Raw genomic sequence first — 18,785 nt, forward strand, 5'->3', positions numbered from 1 at the left:
ATGGCCGCTGCCGAGCACCTGTGGAAGGGCAGGAACAACCAACTGCAGGTCAGCGTCGGCCAGTATTCGGACAAGGGCCGCAAGCCGCGCAACCAGGATTTCAATGGCCTGTGCGTGCCCCTCGAGCCGCAACTGAGCAGCAAGGGTATCGCCATCGCCCTGGCCGACGGCATCAGCAGCAGCGACGTCAGCCATATCGCCAGTGAAACGGCGGTGGCGGCGTTTCTCTCCGACTACTTCAGCACCAGCGACGCCTGGTCGGTGAAGACCTCGGTGACCCGCGTGCTCAGCGCCACCAATGCCTGGTTGCATGCCCAGACGCGGCGCGGCCAGCACCGTTACGATATGGACCGCGGTTACGTGTGCACCTTCAGCGCCGTGGTGCTCAAGTCCACCACGGCGCACCTGTTCCACGTCGGCGATACGCGCATCTATCGCCTGCGTGGCGTCGAGCTGGAGCCGCTGACCCGCGATCATCGCCTGTGGGTCGGCGAGGGCAAGAGTTACCTGAGCCGCGCCCTGGGCATCGGGCCGCAACTGGAAATCGACTACCAGGCGTTGGCCGTGGAGGCCGGTGACCTGTTTCTGCTGGCCACCGACGGCGTCTATGAATTCGTCGAGGCGCGTGCCATGCAGCGCTGCATCGGCGAGCACGCCGGCGACCTGCAACAGGCCGCCCAGGCCATCGTCGAGCAGGCCCTGGCCAATGGCAGCGACGACAACCTGACCCTGCAACTGGTGCGCGTCGACGGCCTGCCGCGTGCAGGGGCCGACGAGTTGCAGCACAAGCTCGGCGAGCTACCGTGCCCGCCCGTGCTGGAAGCGCGCCAGTCGTTCGATGGCTACCGCATCGTCCGCCCGCTGCACGTCAGTGCCCGCAGCCACGTGTACCTGGCCACCGACGAAGGCAGCGGCGCCACCGTGGTGCTCAAGACCCCGGCGTTGGATCTGCAGCACGCTACCGGTTACCTCGAGCGCTTTCTCATGGAGGAGTGGATCGCCCGGCGCATCGATAGCCCCCATGTGCTCAAGGCTTGTGCACCGACACGCAAGCGCAACTATCTGTACGCGGTCAGCGAGTTCATCGAGGGCCAGACCCTGGCGCAATGGATGATCGACCACCCCACACCTGAGCTGGAAACCGTGCGCGGCATCGTCGAGCAGATCGCCCGCGGCCTGCGCGCCTTCCATCGCCTGGAAATGCTGCATCAGGACCTGCGCCCGGCCAACCTGATGATCGATGGCACCGGTACGGTGAAGATCATCGACTTCGGTGCCACCCGCGTGGCCGGGCTACAGGAAGTCGCCAGCCGCCAAAGCGACGAGCCGATCCTCGGCACCGCCCAATACAGCGCGCCCGAGTACTGGCTGGGCGAACCCGGTACGGTGCGCTCGGACGTATTCTCCCTGGCGGTGATCGCCTATCAGATGCTAAGTGGCCGGCTGCCCTACGGCGCCGGCATGGCGCGGGCGCGCACCCGCAGTGCCCAGGCCCGGTTACGCTACGCGCCCATCGCTCAGGGACGAGCGCTGCCGCTGTGGTTGGACGACGTGCTGCGCAAGGCTTGCCACCCGGACCCGCTGAAGCGCTACGCCGACCCCGACGAATTCGCCCATGCGCTGCGCCACCCCGGCCAGGCGTTGCTCAGCCGTGGCCGTGTGCCGCTGCTGGAGCGCAACCCGCTGCTGTTCTGGCAGCTCGGCTGCCTGGTATTGGGCTTGATGGTGGTGGTATTGCTGGCGCGCCAGTGAGGCCATGCGGAAGGGCACGGGGCGATCGCAGTGGATCGCCTTGTCGAAGCGCCGGTTCATCCGGAATTTCACTCGCCTGATTCGCCGCCAGCTCCCGATTTCAGGGCGCTTCAGGAATGTAACAGGGGTGAAATAATTTGTCGTAAATTGTCATATTCGCCGTCATGGCAAAAGCACAGAATGCGCTTTCTGTTCAGCCATAAAGTGCGTGATCGTGGACTATATCCTGCAATTGACGAGCGACCCCGCTGCCTGGATCGCCCTGGCCACTCTGGTGGTCATGGAAGTGGTACTGGGCATCGACAACCTGATTTTCATCTCCATCCTTACCAACAAGCTGCCCGAGCATCAGCGTGCCAAGGCGCGCCGCCTGGGTATCGGCGCGGCGCTGATCCTGCGCCTGGCGCTGCTAGGCACCGTGGCGTGGATCGTCAAGCTGGTCGACCCGGTGATCGAGCTGTTTGGCCAGGCGTTCTCCTGGAAGGACATCATCCTGATCGCTGGCGGTCTTTTCCTGCTGTGGAAGGCCACCAAGGAAATCCACCACGCCGTCGACCCCGAGCCCGAGGGCGACATGTTCGTCGGTCGCGCCGCCACTGTCGGTTTCGGTGCGGTGATCGTGCAGATCCTGCTGCTCGACCTGGTGTTCTCGGTGGACAGCATCATCACCGCGGTGGGCATGACGCCCCATGTACCGATCATGGTCGTCGCCGTGGTCGCTGCCGTGACCGTGATGCTGCTGGCGGCCGACCCACTGGCGCGCTTCATCAACAACAACCCGACCGTGGTGATGCTGGCGCTGGGCTTTTTGATCATGATCGGCATGACGCTGATCGCCGAAGGCTTCGGTGCCCATGTGCCGAAGGGTTACCTATACGCGGCGATGGCGTTCTCGGCGGTCATCGAGGGCCTGAACATGCTGTCCCGTCGGGCCAAGCGCAAGGCCAACGCTCAGGCCAACAAAGCCTCCTGAGCCGCTTGTGCGCCCACCTGCCGGGCAGGTGGGCGCATCGTTTCCCCGTCTCGATCGGCAAATGCTGACCGCTCGGTCATAAATTGCTGGCACCGTGCCATGTGGCGCGGCACACTCTCCTGTACGACGTTGCGAGTGGCAGGCTCAAGCCCGCCCGCTCGCAGTTGCCCAAGGCATTCAGCGCGCGCTTCGCCAAACAGACCGAATGCCCCGCCAGCGCATGACCCTCCGAGCCGGGACGCTCGCGAGCTGCGCGTGCACAGGACTCAGACTGCCATGCTGCCCACTCAGCCCAATGCCGACACCCTGTACCGCTTGCTGGTACAGAGCGTGGTCGACTACGCCATCTACCTGCTCAGCCCCGAAGGCATCGTCACCAACTGGAACGCCGGTGCCGAGCGTGCCAAGGGTTATCTGGCCGCGGAAATCGTCGGCCAGCATTTCTCGGTGTTCTACACCGCCGAGGATCGTGCCGCCGGCCTGCCTGGCAGAGGCCTGGAGACCGCTCGCAGCGAGGGCCGTTTCGAGGCCGAGGGCATGCGCGTGCGAAAGGACGGCACGCTGTTCTGGACCAGCGTGGTGATCGATGCCATCCACGATGACGACGGGCAACTGATTGGTTTCGCCAAGATCACCCGCGACATCACCGAGCGCCGCAAGAACGAGCTGGAGGTGCTCAAGGCCAAGGAACTGGCAGAGAACTACAGTGAGGAAATGGCCACGCTGTCGCGCTTTCTCGACTCGGTGATCGCCAACATCCCGGCCAGCGTGATCGTGCAGGACACCCAGAGTCGGCAGATCCTGCTGGCCAACCCGCAGGCCGAAAAACTGTTCGGCTGCCTGTCCCACGACATGATCGGCCGCCGTGCCGACCAATGCCTGACGCCGGCCATCGCCCAGTTCATCGCGCAGCAGGCCGACCAGTGCATTCGCAGCGACGCCCTGCATCTGTCCGAGAGCTGCCTGGACACGCCCCTGGGCCCGCGCATGCTGCGCACCCGCGTGATGCAGAGCAGCGGCTCCGAGGCACAGGCCAGCTACCTGTTGCTGATCGCCGAGGACGTGACCGACGAACTCGCCGCCCATGCACAAATCCAGCACATGGCGCACCACGATGCACTGACTGGGTTGCCCAATCGCACGCTGTTCGCCGAGCGCCTCGACGAAGCGCTGCAGGAAGGCGCCGACAATGGCCGGCTGACCGCCGTGCTGTGCCTGGACCTGGACAACTTCAAAAACATCAACGATGCCCTCGGCCACGCCTTTGGCGACCGCCTGCTGCGCGCCCTGGGCCTGCGCCTGAAGGCCGTGCTGCGCGAGCGCGACACCCTGGCCCGGCTCGGCGGCGATGAATTCGCCGTGGTGCTCAATGGCCTGGACAGCGCCGAGGATGCCAGGCGTACCGCCCAGCGGCTGATTTCTGCGGTAGCGCCAGTGTTTCTGATCGAGGGGCACAGTTTCTCGGTTGGCGTCAGCATCGGCATCGCCATCTGCCCGGACGATCACCAGCAGGCCGACCAGCTGATGCGCTATGCCGACATGGCGCTCTACGAAGCCAAGCGCAATGGCCGCAACCGCTACGACTACTTTCACCCCGAGCTGGACGCCGCGGCGCGCCGGCGCCGCACCATGGAAACGGACCTGCGCACGGCACTGCACATGGGCCAGCTGCAGCTCTACTACCAGCCGATCATCGAGCCGAGCAGCACGCGGGTGTCCGGCTACGAGGCACTGATGCGCTGGCAGCACCCCAGCAACGGCCTGATCATGCCGCTGGATTTCATCCCCATCGCCGAGGAAACCGGGCTGATCCACGAAGTCGGCGCCCGTGCCCTGAACCTCGCCTGCCAGGAAGCGGCGACCTGGCCTGGCAAGCAGACGGTGGCCGTCAACCTGTCGCCGGTGCAGTTCAAGAGCGGCGACCTGGTCAAGGTCGTCAGCCTGGCGCTGGCGGATTCGGGGCTCGAGCCCGAGCGCCTGGAGCTGGAGATCACCGAATCGGTACTGCTGGAAGACTGCGAGAGCAACATCCACACCCTCAAGGCGCTCAAGGCCCTTGGCCTGAACATCGCGCTGGACGATTTCGGCACCGGTTATTCATCCCTGGGCTACCTGCGCTCGTTCTCCTTCGATCGCATCAAGATCGACAAGTCCTTCGTCCAGGACATGGGCAAGAGCCGCGAGGCGCTGTCGATCGTGCGGGCCATCACCGGCATGAGCGGCAGCTTGCTGATCAAGACTACTGCCGAGGGTGTGGAAACCGACGAGCAATTCGAGCAGCTCAAGGCCGAAGGCTGTTCGCACTTTCAGGGCTACCTGTTCGGGCGGCCGCAGCCGGCCAGCGAGCGAGTCGAGAGGCTCGACTAGGCCGGTGGCGCAGATGGCAATGTGACACGCTTCACCAATCTTCATATCCGTCGACTGCCGGCGCCGCTAAAGATGGGCGACGGCAGGTCAAGGGCGGGTGTTTGGATTAGACTGGAGCGAATCGCTGGCGTCGGAATCCAGGCAGCACCTTCTGCCCTGGCACGCCGGCTTCACTTGCCCCGCTATCCGCATGGATGAGGACACCGAGTTGATCAAACGTTGCATGCAAACCCTTCTGCTGGGCCTCACGCTCGTCAGCGCTGCCAGCTGGGCGGAAATGGCGCCCCTGGAGGCCATGAACATGGCCGGCCTGCAGCGTAGCCTGGGGCAGATCATGGCCAAGGATTACATGATGATCGGCTCCGACGTGAAGGTCGATGAAGCCACCAAGCAGCTCAACACCAGCGTCGCGCTGTTCGAGGATCATCACGCCAAGCTCAAGGCTCACCCGACCAACAGCGAAGTGCAGGCCGGCCTGGCCCAGGTCGAGGTGATCTGGACGGCCTACCGCGCCATGGTCACCGCCAAGCCGGACAAGGCCCAGGCGCCGGCGGTGCTGGCCAAGGCCGAGGAGCTGGTCAAGCAAACCCAGCACGTCACCGATCTGTTCGAGAAGCACAACGGCGACGCCGCTTCCCATTCGATCAACCGCAGCGGCTGGAACCGCGTGCTCACCCAGCGCACCGCGATGTTCTACATGGCTCGCGCCTGGGGCGTGCAGGCGCCGAATCTGGATGCCAACTTCGAGGCATCGGTGAAGGAATTCGATGCCATCATGAAAGAGCTGCAGGCCGCCGGCGCGCCCAACGAGGAAATCGCCGCCGCCCTGCGCAAGACCGACGCGCGCTGGCAGTTCGCGACCAAGGCCTTCGCCTCCAAGGACTTCGTACCGACCATCGTGGCGGTGAACGCCGAATCGATGTTCCGCCAGCTCAACGAAATGACCCGCCTGTACGCCGGCCTCAAGGGCGACCAGCTCTGATCGCCTGGCTCGCCCCGCCGCTGCGGGGCGAGCCATCTCTCTTCTCTCTAGCGCTCCGCCCCCGGCGGGTGGCCGAAATGCGCCCGATACGCATGGCTGAAGTTCGCCGGACTGGTGTAGCCCAGGCGATAGGCGATCTGCGCCACCTGCCATTTGCGCTGGCGCAGTAGCGTGCGGGCCAGCTCCATGCGCTGCTGGCGTACGTACTGCAGCATCGATTGTCCAAACACCTGGCCGAAGGCGCGGCGCAGGGTGGTCTCGCCGACGCCCAGTTGCTGCGCCAGCGCCTGGCTGCCAGGCGGCTGCTCCAGGCTGGCATCGAGCAGGCGGCGCGCCTCGAAGGCCAAGTCGCGCTGGCCGCGCACCGGTTGTGGTGCCGAGCTCGCCCGGCCCTTGAAGTGCGCCGCCAGCTCCACCAGCACGGCCAGGCTCAGGCTTTCCTGGTGCAGGCGCTCCAGCGTGCCGTGATACGGCGACTGGTAGAGCCGCTGCAGCAGCCCGCCCAGGGCCTTGCAGCGCTGCAGCTCGGTAAAAAGGATGCCGTCGTCGAGCAGGCCGAGCAGCGGTTGCAGATCGGGATCTTCTTCGGCCAGTTCGTGCAGGTAGTCACCGGCGATGCGCAGGCCGGCCATGCGAGCGTGGCTGCCGGCCGGCAGCTGGTCGACGGCTTCCATGCATTCGCTCACCCCCAGCAGATGCGGTGTGCCGGGTGTGTAGCGATGCAGATGGCCATCGACGCGGTGCTCCCACCTGCCGTCGAGTACCTGCACGATGCACAGGCTGCCGGGTAGCACCTTGTGGATGCGCAGGGGTTCGGGAAACTGCAGGTCGCAATCGAAGTATTGCAGATGCGGGCGCACGGTGCGGGCACGGTAATGCCCGATGGCGCTGCCCATCACCCGCGGGGTGCTGGCGTCGAACACGCCCGCCTTGGCAAGGGCGGCCGGCTGCTCGAAGCAGAATTGCGTATCCAGGTAGGGGGTCCAGCGTTGCATCGGGAAGGGTGCATCCTCGGATGGTGGTGAAACACTTTGACATCATACTGGGATCGATCTTCGACCGGCAGTCGTTGTGGTCGAGCGCTTTATTGTTGTGCGCCGCGGCAGCGCGCCTAGGCACACCGCATCACGTTGATTTCAATGACCGATTTCAACGGGAGCAGGTGCATGAAGATTTTCGCGAGAACTACGGCGTTGCTGGCCATGGTATTGGCGCTGGCCAGCGGCCTGGTGCAGGCCGATCAACGCCCGGAAGTGGCGTCCAGGGTGGTGGCGTTTTCCGGCGAGCAGGGCGTGAAGGTATGGACGCTGCGCATCGGCGCACGGGGTGACAACCAGGCGCTGGTGCAGGTCGAGGGCGTGGACCATGACTGGGACATGCGCATCGAGCGCATGGCTGTGGAAAAGAACGCCGGGGACACCCGCTACAGCACCCAGGTCGATGGCAAGAAGTTCGTGGTGTTGCTGGTACGTAATGGCTGGGGTGAGCTGTACCTGCCCGGTGAAGCCAAGCCCCTGATGGTTGGCTACGACAACGGCCTGTCGGAGCAGGGCAATGCCCAGGCCTTTCTCACCGACTACCTGCAGGCGCAATAAGGTGCTGGCGCAGACGGCAGAGTGTTGAGCGGGCGGCTGATTGTTGTGAGTGCCAGCCGCTGTGCTGCCCAGGCTGTCTTACGGACCGGATAATCCGCGCATCATGTCTATGCGAGGATTTTTCCGATGAACCAGCCCCTGTCAACGCGCTTCTCCGACGACGGCGTGATGTACCCGCGTGGTGCCCAGCGTGACGCCGTGATCGCCGAGCTGACCCAGGTCATCGAGCGGGTTCCCGAGCAGATGGAGTTCACCAACACCAGGCGCTACTGGGTGCTCGGCCCGGTGCTGACCCTGGGCGCGCTGGGCATCCTGTGGAGCGGCTTCAGTTTCGGCAAGACCGGCCTGGTGATTTGCGGTGGCTTCATGACGCTGTTTTTCATGTTGCTCACTTGGCAGCACCGCAACGCCGGCCGCGAGGTGTTCATGCGCCTGACCCGCCGCGAGCTGCATCACACCGCGCTCAGTGGCCCCGTGGACCTGACCAAGGTGGTCGACGTATTCGTCAAGGACGAAGGCTTGCTGACCCTGCAGAAACTGACCCTGAGTGACACCGCCTCGCTGCCGACCCACCGCCCGGTGTCGGTGCTGTTCGGCAACCAGGCGATGGCGCTGAAAAAGCCTCAGCCCCATGTGCGCATCAATTCCGCCGGCGTGGCCACTGGCGGCAGCAAGCTCGATATCGATGACCTGCACGCCCTGCTGACCGCCTACGTGCAGGCCGCCCTGGCCCAGCAACAGCTCGATGCCCTGAAACAGCATGGATGATGCCAGCCGCGCGGCGCTGCTCAGCGAGCTGCAGGCCCAGGCCGACGGCCCGCAGCAGCGTCACGAAATCCACGAGCGTGCCTCCGGGCAGGCACTGTGCAGCGCTCTGGGGGCCGCGCTACTGCTGTTCATCGGCGGCTGGCTGGTCAGCCTTCCGAGCATCATCCACATGCGTTCGGCGCAGTGGCTGTGCTGGGTGCCCGGCGCCTTGCTGCTGGCGGCTGGCCTGGCGCTGTTGGCCTGCGCCGAGGCGTTCAGCCGCCGTAATGGCCGCCGAGCCATGCTGCTGACCGCCGACGGCGTGCAATTTGCCAGCGCCCGTGAGGCAACGCCCTGGGACTGCTTCGATGCCTTCGAGATCGAGCAGCGTCACCTGAGCACGGCGTTGGTGTTCTCGGTGATGGCCGGTCAGCGCGTGCAGGGGCTCACGGCGCCAGGCTTCAAATCGCTGGCCGCGCCGGATGCACGCTCGGTCGCCGCGGGCATGCGCCTGCGGCTGTGGCTTTTCAACCCGATGCTCGACGGCCGCCGTCTGGATATCGAGGCGCTGACCGACCTGCTCTATGCGTACCTGCAAGCCGCCCAGGCGCGGCGTACCCTGGGCAAGCTGTTCCCAGAGATTCAGCGCTTCTCGGCGGTGCGCCACAGCACTGGCCAGTAGGTCGAATCCAGGCCGAGGCAGGTGCCCAGCATGCTGGCGTGGAGCGGCACGAAGCCCTGGCCGTCGTAGCGCCAGCGCTGGGTAAAGCCGCAGCCACCCATGCCCATGGCCAGCGTGAAGCTGCTCAGCTCACCGCTGGCCGGGTCGAATTCGACGCTGCCATTGGGTGGTAGATCCTCGAAGACGGGTATCTCGGCGATGCGCGCTTTGCGCGCCTGCTGGGGCTGATCGAGCGGTGCCTGATACAGGCTGTAGGCGCAGTTGTAGGCGCCGCAGCCGGTCTTGAGGATGACCAGCGCCTCGCGGTCACTGAGCGCGAAGGCCTGGCCCTCGGGCAGTTCATCCTCATACATGTCCGGCTGCCAGTCATTGCGCATCGTCTCGCGCACCGCGTCCAGCAGGCGCTTGCTCTGCGCCTCGCTCAGCGCTTCGGGCACTTGCCAGGTTGGTGCAAGGGGCGCGGCCGGGGCGGGCGGTACGCTGTTTGCCGGGTTGCTGCCTTTGCGCAGCAGCGCCGTGGTGGTGGACAGGCGACCCTGCACCGAATCCATCAACAGCAAGGCGGCGCTCATACCGCTGAGCGAGGTCACCGCCTCGCCTTGCTCGGTCGGCAACACCAGGCGCTGGCCATTGCGCAGCTCGGCGATCAGCGCCTGGGCGTCGCTGCCCTCGACGCTGTAAACCTCCGGCACCGAACCCTCGGTCAGCTTGCCCGGCTGCAGCTTCACCTTCAGCGGCTTGCCATCGAGCAGCGGCTGGCCGCTGGCCTTGTTGTAGCTGAACAGGCCGACATGCAGCGCACCTTCGGGGCCGGCTTCACGGTTCACGCTCAGGCTCCAGGTGGGCAGCGTCTGTACGTCTTCTTCGGTGGCGTTGGACAGCGCCGTGCACTGGCGTGTGTTGTCACAGGCTACCAGCCAGTCCTTTAGGTTGCTGTAGAGCGGCACCTGCTCGGCGGCGCCGGCGCTACCGGCAGCCAGGGCGACGAGCAGGGCGAGGGAGCGACGAATCATGGGCGAACCTGCGCAGGGAAAAGTGCCATTAGGGCAGGTTTGGTGGGCGGCGCCTAGCGGCTGGCTGCCGCGCACAACAGACGGGACGTGCCGCACATTTTCGGGCTCAGAACCTGTTCAAAGTCTGCTGCGCGTCGGCACTGCGGCGTTAAAAACAGGCTCGGACTGCTCATTTACAGCTCGTAAACTCCGCGTCCTCGCCTGTTTTCGCCTTGCATTGCTCTAGCTCGCGAGACTTTGAACAGGTTCTCAGAACGAGGCGATGATTCGCCCCAGGGTCTGCATTGCCTGTTCGCTCTGGGCGGTCCACGGGTGGCCGTGATTGAGCCGCGCGCAATGGCCGAAACCGCGAGTGGCCGAGAAGATCGGCCCTGGCGCCAGGCTGATGCCCTGGGCCAGCGCCAGGCGAAACAACTGCAGGGCGTCGACCCGCTCGGCGAACTCGAACCACAGGAAGTAGCCGCCGCTTGGCCTCGTTACTCGCGTGTCTGCCGGGAAGTGCCGGGCGGCCGAGGCGAGCATCGAGCCCTGCTGGCTTTCCAGCTGGTGGCGCAGCTTGCGCAGGTGGCGGTCGTAGCCGCCGTGCTGCAGGTAATCGGCCAGCGCCGCCTGGGCGGGCACCGACGGTGAAATGGTGGTCATCAGCTTGAGCCGGGCGATGCGCTGGGCATGGCGCCCGCCCGCCACCCAGCCGACCCGGTACCCCGGCGCCAGGCATTTGGAAAACGAGCCGCAGTGCATCACCAGGCCCTCGCGGTCGAAGCTCTTCACCGGTTTCGGCGGCTGCGTGCCGTAGTGCAGTTCGGCGTACACGTCGTCTTCGATCAACGGCACTTGATGGCGCTGCAGCAGTTCGTAGAGCGCGGCCTTCTTGGTGTCGCTCATACTCGCGCCGAGCGGGTTCTGCAGGCTGCTCATGAACCAGCAGGCCTTGATCGGCAAGCGCTGCAGGCTGTCGGCCAGGCTGTCCAGGTCGATGCCTTCACGCGGATGCACGGGAATTTCTACCGCCTTGAGCTTGAGCCGCTCCAGCACCTGCAGGGTGGCGTAGAACGCCGGGCTTTCGATGGCCACCAGGTCGCCCGGTTCGGTTACCGACTGCAGGCAAAGGTTGAGCGCTTCCATGGCGCCGTTGGTGATCACCAGCTCTTCGAGCGGCAGGCGTACGCCGCTGAGCATATAGCGCAGGGCGATCTGCCGGCGCAGGTCCGGGTTGCCCTCGGTCATGTCGGCGATCACCGCGCGGCTCGGCATGTCGCGCACGCTCTGCGCCATGGAGCGGGCCAGGCGTGGCAGCGGAAACAGCTCGGGGCTGGGGAACGCCGAGCCGAACGGCACGGTGTGCGGATCCTTCAGCGAGCCGAGTACCGAGAACACCAGTTCACTGACGTCCACCTCGGTGGCCTGGGCGGCGCCCGCGCGCAACTGCGGCTCGTGCAGCGGCCGCTTGGCATGCTCGCGCACGAAGTAACCGGAGCGTGCACGGGCCTGGATCAGCCCGCGGTCTTCGAGCAGGTAATAGGCCTGGAAAACGGTCGAGGCACTGACGCCATAGGTGCGGCTGGCGTGGCGCACCGAAGGCACCTTTTCACCAGGCGCCAACAGACCCGAGCGGATCAGGGTGGCGATTTCGTCGGCGAGTTTCTCGTAGCGTTTCATGGCGTACCCGATGCGCAGGAAAGTAAGCATGCCACGACAGCGCGGCGCCCAAGGATGTTACAGAAGATATCAGATTTAAGAATTAGCGAATTTTGCATATCAGATAGAGCGCCGCTTGCCGCTTGACCTGCCGCTAAGTTGTTGAGCGAGAAACACTGCACAGAATTCTGAAATACCCATCTGATATGGTTTTTTGCGATTTATCTGAGGCTGTTTTGCTTTTGCCTGCTTGCCCATAGTGGCGGCCCTGTCTGCCGCGTTCCATGGCGCAAGGGGCCTGTCATGTATCACTACGACGAGTACGACCACGCGCTGGTGCGCGAGCGGGTCGCGCAGTTTCGCGACCAGGTGCAGCGACGCCTGAGCGGCGAGCTGAGCGAGGAGGAGTTCCTGCCGCTGCGTTTGCAGAACGGCCTGTACCTGCAGAAGCATGCCTACATGCTGCGTGTGGCGATTCCCTACGGCACCCTGTCGGCCCGCCAGCTGCGCACCCTGGCGTCCATCGCCCGTGACTACGACCGCGATTACGGCCACTTCACCACGCGCCAGAACATCCAGTTCAACTGGATCGAGCTGGAGCAGGTGCCGGATATTCTCGAGCGCCTGGCCGAGGTCGAGATGCACGCCATCCAGACTTCGGGCAACTGCGTGCGCAACATCACCACCGAAGCCTTCGCGGGCGTGGCGGCCGATGAGTTGTTCGACCCGCGGCCGCTGGCCGAGATCCTCCGGCAGTGGTCGACGGTAAATCCGGAATTCCTGTTTCTGCCGCGCAAATTCAAGATCGCCCTGTGCGCCGCCAGAGAGGACCGCGCCGCGGTACCGATGCACGACGTCGGCCTGTATCTGTACCGCGATGCCGCCGGTGAGCTGCTGGCGCGGGTGATGGTCGGCGGCGGCCTGGGACGTACACCGATCCTCAGCCAGGTGATTCGCGATGGCCTGCCGTGGCGCCATTTGCTGTCTTACGTCGAAGCGATTCTGCGGGTCTATAACCGCCATGGCCGGCGTGACAACAAGTACAAGGCGCGCATCAAGATTCTGGTCAAGGCACTGGGCATCGAGGCCTTCGCCAGGGAAGTCGAGGCCGAGTGGCAGCACATCAAGGACGGCCCCGCCGAGCTCACCGACGCCGAATACCAGCGTGTCGCCGCCACCTTCGCGCCGCCGGTCTACGCGGCGCTGTCGGACACCGATCTGGATCTCGGCACCGCCCTTGCCGGCGATGCCGCCTTCGCCCGCTGGGTGTCGCGCAACGTGCAGCCTCACAAGGTGCCGGGCTACGCCAGCGTGGTGCTGTCGACCAAACCAGGTGCCAGCCTGCCGCCGGGCGACGTGACCTCGGCACAGATGGACGCCGTCGCCGAGCTGGCCGAGCGTTACGGCTTCGGTGAAATTCGCGTGGCCCATGAACAGAACCTGGTGCTGCCCGACGTACGCAAGGCCGACCTGCACGGGCTCTGGCAGCGGGCGCTGGAGATCGGTCTGGGCAGCGCCAATATCGGCCTGCTCACCGACGTGATCGCCTGCCCCGGCGGCGATTACTGCGCCCTGGCCAACGCCAAGTCGATCCCCATCGCCCAGGCCATCCAGCAACGTTTCGAGGATGCCGAGGCGCTGCACGCCTTGGGCGACATCAGCCTGAATATCTCCGGCTGCATGAATGCCTGCGGCCACCACCACATTGGCAACATCGGCATTCTCGGCGTCGACAAGAACGGCAGCGAGTGGTACCAGGTGACCATCGGCGGCGCCCAGGGCAAGGCCAGCGCACTGGGCAAGGTGATCGGCCCCTCGTTCAGCGCCGCCGAGGTGCCGGACGTCATCGAGCGCCTGGTCGAGACCTTCGACGAGCAGCGCCAGGGTAACGAACGGTTCATCGACACCGTGCAGCGCGTTGGCATCGAGCCCTTCAAGGCGCAGGTGTATCGCCAGGCGGAGGCGCCGGCATGAACAACCTGATCAGCCTGCGCGACGGCGCGCCACGCATCGTCACCGACGACCCTTGGGTGCTATCCCGTGATGGCGAGACCACGGAGCAGCAGCCCTTGATTCTGCCGTTGGCGCGCTGGAGCGAGCGGCAGGAGGCTGGCGCGCAAACCCGCTGCGACGGCCTGCTGCTGAGCCCCGACGACGAGCCCCTGGATTTGCAGCCCTGGCTCGCCGTGTTGCCCCTGATCGCCATCGACTTCCCCAGCTTTCGCGACGGCCGCGGCTACAGCCAGGCCTACCTGCTGCGCACTCGCCTGGGCTGGCGCGGAGAACTGCGCGCGGTCGGCGACGTGCTGCGCGACCAGCTCGCCCACATGCGCCAGTGCGGCTTCGACAGCTTCGCAGTGCGCGAGGACAAGCCCGTGCACGATGCCCTCAAGGGCCTGGCCGGCATGAGCGTGCAGTACGGCCGTTCGGTCATCGAGCCGCGGCCGCTGTTCCGTCGCCGATCCCTCTGATTCTCACTGACCCAAGGAGCCCGCGCGCCGCCAGCCGGCGCCGTATCGACACATGCTCGGAAAACTCACTCTCGACGCCATACCCCTGCACGAGCCCATCCTCGTCGTCACCATGATCCTGGTGGCGCTCGGCGGCCTGGGCCTGTTCGCCGCGCTGACCTACTTCAGGAAGTGGGGCTGGCTGTGGCGCGAATGGCTGACCTCGGTCGACCACAAGAAAATCGGCGTGATGTACGTGATCGTCGCCCTGATCATGCTGCTGCGCGGCTTCGCCGACGCCATCATGATGCGCACCCAGCTGGCCGTGGCCACCGGCGGCGCCGAGGGTTACCTGCCGCCCCATCACTACGACCAGATCTTCACCGCCCACGGCGTGATCATGATCTTCTTCGTCGCCACGCCCTTGGTGGTTGGGCTTATGAACATCGTCACGCCGCTGCAGATCGGCGCCCGCGACGTGGCCTTTCCGCTGCTCAACTCGCTGAGCTTCTGGCTGTTCGTCGGCGGCGTGCTGCTGACCAACATCTCGCTGTTCGTCGGCGAGTTCGCCATGACCGGTTGGGTCGCCTATCCGCCGCTGTCGGGCATCGAGTACAGCCCGGGCGTCGGCGTCGACTACTTCATCTGGAGCCTGCAGCTCTCGGGGCTCGGCACGCTGCTCACCGGGGTCAACTTCCTGGTCACCATCCTCAAGATGCGCGCGCCGGGCATGGGCCTGTTCCAGATGCCGATCTTCACCTGGACCATCCTGTGCACCAGCGTGATCATCTGCGCGGCGTTCCCGATCCTCACCGTGGCCCTGGCGATGCTGACGCTGGACCGCTACCTGGATTTCCACCTGTTCACCAACACCGCCGGCGGCAGCCCGATGATGTACGTGAACCTGGTGTGGGCCTGGGGCCACCCCGAGGTTTACCTGTTGATACTACCGGCCTTCGGGGTGTTCTCCGAAGTCACCGCGACCTTCGCCCGCAAGCGTCTGTTCGGCTATCACTCGATGGTCTGGGCCACCGTGGCGATCACCCTGTTGTCGTTCGTGGTGTGGCTGCACCACTTCTTCACCATGGGCTCGGGGGCGAGCGTCAACGCCTTCTTCGGCATCATGACCATGATCATCGCGGTACCCACCGGGGTGAAGATCTTCACCTGGCTGTTCACCATGTACCGTGGCCGCCTGGAGTTCACCACGCCGGTGCTGTGGACCCTGGGCTTCATCATCACCTTTTCCATCGGCGGCATGACCGGTGTGCTGCTGGCGGTGCCCGGTGCGGATTTCCTGCTGCACAACAGCCTGTTCCTGGTCGCCCACTTCCATAACGTGATCATCGGCGGCGCAGTGTTCGGCTACATGGCGGGCATCACCTACTGGTTCCCGAAAGTGTTCGGTTTCCGGCTGCACGAAGGCTGGGGCAAGGCATCGTTCTGGTTCTGGATCGTCGGTTTCTACCTGGCCTTCATGCCGCTCTACATCCTGGGCTTCATGGGCATGACCCGGCGCCTGAACACCACCACCAATCCCGAGTGGGAACCGTACCTGTACGTGGCCGTGGTTGGCGCCGTGCTGATCGGTTTGGGCATTCTGTGCACGCTGATCCAGATCGCCGTGTCGATCATCAAGCGCAAGGAACTGGCCGACCACACCGGCGATCCGTGGGATGCTCGCACCCTGGAATGGTCGACCTCGTCGCCACCGCCGTTCTACAACTTTGCGATCACGCCGCGTGGCGACCGCGTCGACGAATTCCACGAGCAGAAGCGCGACGGCCGCCCACCCGCACCGAGCAAATTCCGCCCCATCCATATGCCGCGCAACACCGGCATAGGCCTGATCGCCTCGGCGTTCATGACCCTGATGTGCTTCGCGCTGATCTGGCACATCTGGTGGCTGGTGGGCGTGACCTTCATCGCCAGCATCGCCTGCTTCATCGTGCGCAGCTACGACGAGGACACCGACTACTACGTGCAGCCGGAGGAGATTGCGCGGATCGAGGCGGCGGGAAGGCGCTGACGATTGACCGACACCCCTTGCCTTTTTGGTAGGGGGTGTTTTTTGGGGCAAGGATGCAAGTATTGAGAATTGGAATGAAAATTCGTCGCTAATGCGATGAAGTGCTATTTACAATAAATACTCAGTTGCATAATCTCGCGCGGATTTTGCCGATGTCATCCCGATATCGGTTCATAACCAGCGTGAGTCCAGATCGTTCCGGCATGGAATTGCCGGGTGCGTGGTGCATCCCAGGGGAGAGCGTTCGGGGCATCCGCAGGTGTTCAGGGAGAAGAGCGGTGACGCGCGACACGCTGTTGTCGGAGCCTTCATGTCCCATAACAAAACCACTCTTCAGCTGGGTTCCGGTGCGGCGGCGCCGGGGCTGAGTATCTGTTCGCTGGCTCTCGCCGTACGCCTCGTGGCTGCTGGCGCGCTGTTCGCCGTACCTGCCGCTTATGCCCAGCAGGCCACCCAGAGCGGTGCATTGGAACTCGATGCGACCGCGATCACCGACACCGTCACGCCTGCTGACGATGCCGTGACCGAAGGCACTCAGTCCTACACCACACGTTCGGCACGTACCGCAACGCCGTTGAACATGTCGCTGCGTGAAACCCCGCAGTCGGTCAGCGTGGTGACTCAGCAGCGCATCGAAGATCAGGATCTGCGCACCATCAACGATGTGGTCAACAACACCGTTGGTGTATCCATGAACCGATACGAGACGGATCGCGGCCAGATCAACGCCCGTGGTTTCAAGCTCAATTCGTTGATGATTGATGGCGTACCGACCATCTGGGAGCAGCCGTGGAGTTCAGGTGAGATCTTCGGCAGCTTGGCCATGTACGACCGCGTCGAAGTGGTGCGCGGTGCCAATGGTCTGATGACGGGCGCCGGTGATCCTTCGGCCTCTCTGAACATGGTGCGCAAGCGGGCCAGCAGTCGCGAACTGACCGGCTCGATCGAAGGCAGTGCCGGTAGTTGGGATACCTACCGTACTCTGGGCGACGTCTCCATGCCGCTCAACGAAGCGGGAACCGTGCGCGGCCGCCTGGTGGGCGAGGTCGAGGACGGTAACAGCTGGATCGACATGAAGGGCAACAATCGTCAGACCTTCTACGCCACTATGGACATCGACCTGACGCCGGACACCACTCTCTGGTTCGGCCTCAGCCAGCAGGACAACAAGGCCAAGTCGCCAGCCTGGGGCTCGCTGCCAGTTTGGTACGCCGACGGCGGCCGCACTAACTGGAGTCGCTCCAAGTCCATTTCGGCGGACTGGAGCAAGTGGGACACCAGCACCGATACCTATTTCGCCAATCTGGAACATACCTTCGCCAATGACTGGCGCGCCAAGGTCGGCTACAGCTACAGCGAGCGCAATGCCGACTCCTATCTGCTGTATCCCAATGGTTTCCCCAACCGCAATACAGGTGCGCTAGAGGGCTCTTTTGCCGGTTACAACGGTGGTGCCTACAAAGTTAAAACTACTCAGTACGATTACTTCGCTCAAGTCGACGGCCCGTTTCAGGCTTTTGGTCGCAGCCACGACTTGGCATTCGGCTACAGCTACAGCAAGCAGAAGTTCGACGCAGATACCCGTGGCTATATCGGGCTGGGAGCTGATTTCGATTTCAACAGCGATTTCGGCCACTCGATTCCCGAGCCGGCCTGGGGCGGCTTGACCGACAGTGACGAAAGCAAGACCACGCAGGAAGGTCTGTACGCAGCCACCCGTTTGAATGTGGCCGATGACCTGAAAGTGATCCTCGGTGCCCGCAACAGCAACTACGAGAAGGATCGTGTGGGCTCCAAACTGGAAGCCAAGAACGAGGTCACCCCGTATGCGGGCGTGGTCTACGATCTGACCGAAAATCTCTCCGCTTATGCCAGCTACACGGAAATCTTCCTGCCTCAGTCGGAGCGCAGCCTCGGTGCGAAGCAGTTGGAGCCCATCGTGGGTGAAAGCTATGAGACCGGTCTGAAGGCCGAGTTTCTTGGTGGCCGTCTGAATACCTCTGCAGCCATCTTCAAGATCAAACAGGACAATCTAGCGCAGAGTACAGGCGTTTATATTCCAGGCGTAACTCCGCAAGAGTTCGGCTACGAAGGAACTGACGTGACCAGCGAAGGCTTCGAACTGGAAGTGTCCGGTGAACTGGCAGAAGGCTGGAATGCCTCCGCGGGTTACACCCAGTTCAAGGTGCGCGATACCGACGGTCATGCTGCCAATACGCTTTACCCGACCAAGCTGCTGCGCACCTTCACCACTTACAGGCTTCCTGGTGCATTCAACAAGCTGACCGTCGGGGGTGGGGTTAACTGGCAGGATGCTACCTACACCTATGCTACCAACCCGCAGGGCGGTACCGAGAAAATCAGTCAGGATGCCTACGCTCTGGTCAATCTGATGGCGCGCTATGACATCACTGACAACCTTTCAGCTCAGCTCAACGCCAACAACCTGACCGACGAGAAGTACTTCGACATGTTCGATGCGTTTGGTGGCATTACTTACGGTGCGCCACGTAGCTTCACTGCCTCGGCGAAGTACCGCTTCTGACTTACCACCGCT

At 64.0% G+C, this 18,785-nt stretch carries 14 protein-coding genes; 11 read left to right on the forward strand and 3 right to left on the reverse strand.

What is annotated here, in order from left to right:
- The 4 genes from BVH06_RS24250 to BVH06_RS24265 all read left to right on the forward strand — a co-directional run bounded on the left by BVH06_RS24250 (position 1) and on the right by BVH06_RS24265 (position 6,074).
- Complete coding sequence (locus BVH06_RS24250; protein WP_075935745.1) at positions 1-1,752, forward strand: bifunctional protein-serine/threonine kinase/phosphatase; 1,752 nt, start codon at positions 1-3, stop codon at positions 1,750-1,752.
- A 214-nt stretch (positions 1,753-1,966) separates the two neighbouring features.
- The gene (locus BVH06_RS24255) at positions 1,967-2,725 is read left to right on the forward strand and encodes a TerC family protein (protein WP_075935795.1); all 759 of its coding nucleotides are present in this window, start codon (positions 1,967-1,969) and stop codon (positions 2,723-2,725) included.
- Positions 2,726-3,001: 276 nt separating this feature from the next.
- Positions 3,002-5,092, forward strand: coding sequence for a bifunctional diguanylate cyclase/phosphodiesterase (locus BVH06_RS24260; RefSeq protein WP_075935746.1), 2,091 nt, complete (start codon positions 3,002-3,004; stop codon positions 5,090-5,092).
- A 223-nt stretch (positions 5,093-5,315) separates the two neighbouring features.
- Positions 5,316-6,074, forward strand: coding sequence for a type IV pili methyl-accepting chemotaxis transducer N-terminal domain-containing protein (locus tag BVH06_RS24265; RefSeq protein ID WP_256562682.1), 759 nt, complete (start codon positions 5,316-5,318; stop codon positions 6,072-6,074).
- A gap of 47 nt (positions 6,075-6,121) precedes the next feature.
- Here BVH06_RS24265 and BVH06_RS24270 read toward each other — a convergent pair whose 3' ends face one another.
- Complete coding sequence (locus tag BVH06_RS24270) at positions 6,122-7,069, reverse strand: AraC family transcriptional regulator (protein ID WP_075928693.1); 948 nt, start codon at positions 7,067-7,069, stop codon at positions 6,122-6,124.
- Between the two features lie 171 nt (positions 7,070-7,240).
- Between BVH06_RS24270 and BVH06_RS24275 the strand changes: the two genes are divergently transcribed.
- From BVH06_RS24275 to BVH06_RS24285, 3 genes are all read left to right on the forward strand, one after another.
- Positions 7,241-7,669 (forward strand): hypothetical protein, encoded by a 429-nt coding sequence (locus BVH06_RS24275; protein WP_075935747.1) that lies wholly within the window; start codon positions 7,241-7,243, stop codon positions 7,667-7,669.
- A 126-nt stretch (positions 7,670-7,795) separates the two neighbouring features.
- A complete protein-coding gene (locus BVH06_RS24280; protein WP_075928695.1) occupies positions 7,796-8,437 on the forward strand; it encodes a hypothetical protein in 642 nt (213 codons plus the stop codon).
- On the forward strand, positions 8,430-9,098 hold the full coding sequence (locus BVH06_RS24285; protein ID WP_075935748.1) for a hypothetical protein: 669 nt from the start codon (positions 8,430-8,432) through the stop codon (positions 9,096-9,098). The genes BVH06_RS24280 and BVH06_RS24285 overlap by 8 nt, the downstream gene beginning before the upstream one ends.
- Here the strand turns inward: BVH06_RS24285 and BVH06_RS24290 are convergent.
- Positions 9,059-10,111, reverse strand: a complete 1,053-nt coding sequence (locus tag BVH06_RS24290; RefSeq protein ID WP_075935749.1) for a DUF1176 domain-containing protein — start codon at positions 10,109-10,111, stop codon at positions 9,059-9,061. The genes BVH06_RS24285 and BVH06_RS24290 overlap by 40 nt on opposite strands.
- Positions 10,112-10,360: 249 nt before the next feature.
- Positions 10,361-11,770: a GntR family transcriptional regulator MpaR gene (gene mapR / locus BVH06_RS24295; RefSeq protein WP_075935796.1), complete on the reverse strand. Its 1,410-nt coding sequence runs from the start codon at positions 11,768-11,770 to the stop codon at positions 10,361-10,363.
- Between the two features lie 282 nt (positions 11,771-12,052).
- On the opposite strand from mapR, the gene BVH06_RS24300 reads away from it, so the two are divergent.
- The 4 genes from BVH06_RS24300 to BVH06_RS24315 all read left to right on the forward strand — a co-directional run bounded on the left by BVH06_RS24300 (position 12,053) and on the right by BVH06_RS24315 (position 18,773).
- Positions 12,053-13,723 carry a nitrite/sulfite reductase gene (locus BVH06_RS24300; RefSeq protein ID WP_075935750.1) on the forward strand — a complete coding sequence of 557 codons (1,671 nt, stop codon included), beginning with the start codon at positions 12,053-12,055 and terminating at the stop codon, positions 13,721-13,723.
- Complete coding sequence (locus BVH06_RS24305; RefSeq protein ID WP_075935751.1) at positions 13,720-14,220, forward strand: DUF934 domain-containing protein; 501 nt, start codon at positions 13,720-13,722, stop codon at positions 14,218-14,220. Before BVH06_RS24300 ends, BVH06_RS24305 begins: the two co-directional genes overlap by 4 nt.
- Positions 14,221-14,272: 52 nt before the next feature.
- Positions 14,273-16,228 carry a cytochrome o ubiquinol oxidase subunit I gene (gene cyoB / locus BVH06_RS24310; protein ID WP_075935752.1) on the forward strand — a complete coding sequence of 652 codons (1,956 nt, stop codon included), beginning with the start codon at positions 14,273-14,275 and terminating at the stop codon, positions 16,226-16,228.
- Positions 16,229-16,538: 310 nt separating this feature from the next.
- Positions 16,539-18,773 (forward strand): TonB-dependent siderophore receptor, encoded by a 2,235-nt coding sequence (locus tag BVH06_RS24315; RefSeq protein WP_075935753.1) that lies wholly within the window; start codon positions 16,539-16,541, stop codon positions 18,771-18,773.
- Positions 18,774-18,785: the final 12 nt, after the last annotated feature.

It is taken from the genome of Pseudomonas sp. PA27(2017) (genome assembly GCF_001945445.1).
Classification (GTDB): domain Bacteria; phylum Pseudomonadota; class Gammaproteobacteria; order Pseudomonadales; family Pseudomonadaceae; genus Aquipseudomonas.

Excerpts from the sequence above, each read along its gene's own strand:
- mapR (WP_075935796.1), bottom strand. The coding sequence starts at position 11,770 with ATGAAACGCTACGAGAAACTCGCCGACGAAATCGCCACCCTGATCCGC.
- BVH06_RS24290 (WP_075935749.1), bottom strand. The coding sequence starts at position 10,111 with ATGATTCGTCGCTCCCTCGCCCTGCTCGTCGCCCTGGCTGCCGGTAGC.
- cyoB (WP_075935752.1), top strand. The coding sequence starts at position 14,273 with ATGCTCGGAAAACTCACTCTCGACGCCATACCCCTGCACGAGCCCATC.
- BVH06_RS24275 (WP_075935747.1), top strand. The coding sequence starts at position 7,241 with ATGAAGATTTTCGCGAGAACTACGGCGTTGCTGGCCATGGTATTGGCG.
- BVH06_RS24315 (WP_075935753.1), top strand. The coding sequence starts at position 16,539 with ATGTCCCATAACAAAACCACTCTTCAGCTGGGTTCCGGTGCGGCGGCG.
- BVH06_RS24260 (WP_075935746.1), top strand. The coding sequence starts at position 3,002 with ATGCTGCCCACTCAGCCCAATGCCGACACCCTGTACCGCTTGCTGGTA.
- BVH06_RS24265 (WP_256562682.1), top strand. The coding sequence starts at position 5,316 with ATGCAAACCCTTCTGCTGGGCCTCACGCTCGTCAGCGCTGCCAGCTGG.
- BVH06_RS24300 (WP_075935750.1), top strand. The coding sequence starts at position 12,053 with ATGTATCACTACGACGAGTACGACCACGCGCTGGTGCGCGAGCGGGTC.
- BVH06_RS24250 (WP_075935745.1), top strand. The coding sequence starts at position 1 with ATGGCCGCTGCCGAGCACCTGTGGAAGGGCAGGAACAACCAACTGCAG.
- BVH06_RS24280 (WP_075928695.1), top strand. The coding sequence starts at position 7,796 with ATGAACCAGCCCCTGTCAACGCGCTTCTCCGACGACGGCGTGATGTAC.
- BVH06_RS24270 (WP_075928693.1), bottom strand. The coding sequence starts at position 7,069 with ATGCAACGCTGGACCCCCTACCTGGATACGCAATTCTGCTTCGAGCAG.
- BVH06_RS24305 (WP_075935751.1), top strand. The coding sequence starts at position 13,720 with ATGAACAACCTGATCAGCCTGCGCGACGGCGCGCCACGCATCGTCACC.
- BVH06_RS24285 (WP_075935748.1), top strand. The coding sequence starts at position 8,430 with ATGGATGATGCCAGCCGCGCGGCGCTGCTCAGCGAGCTGCAGGCCCAG.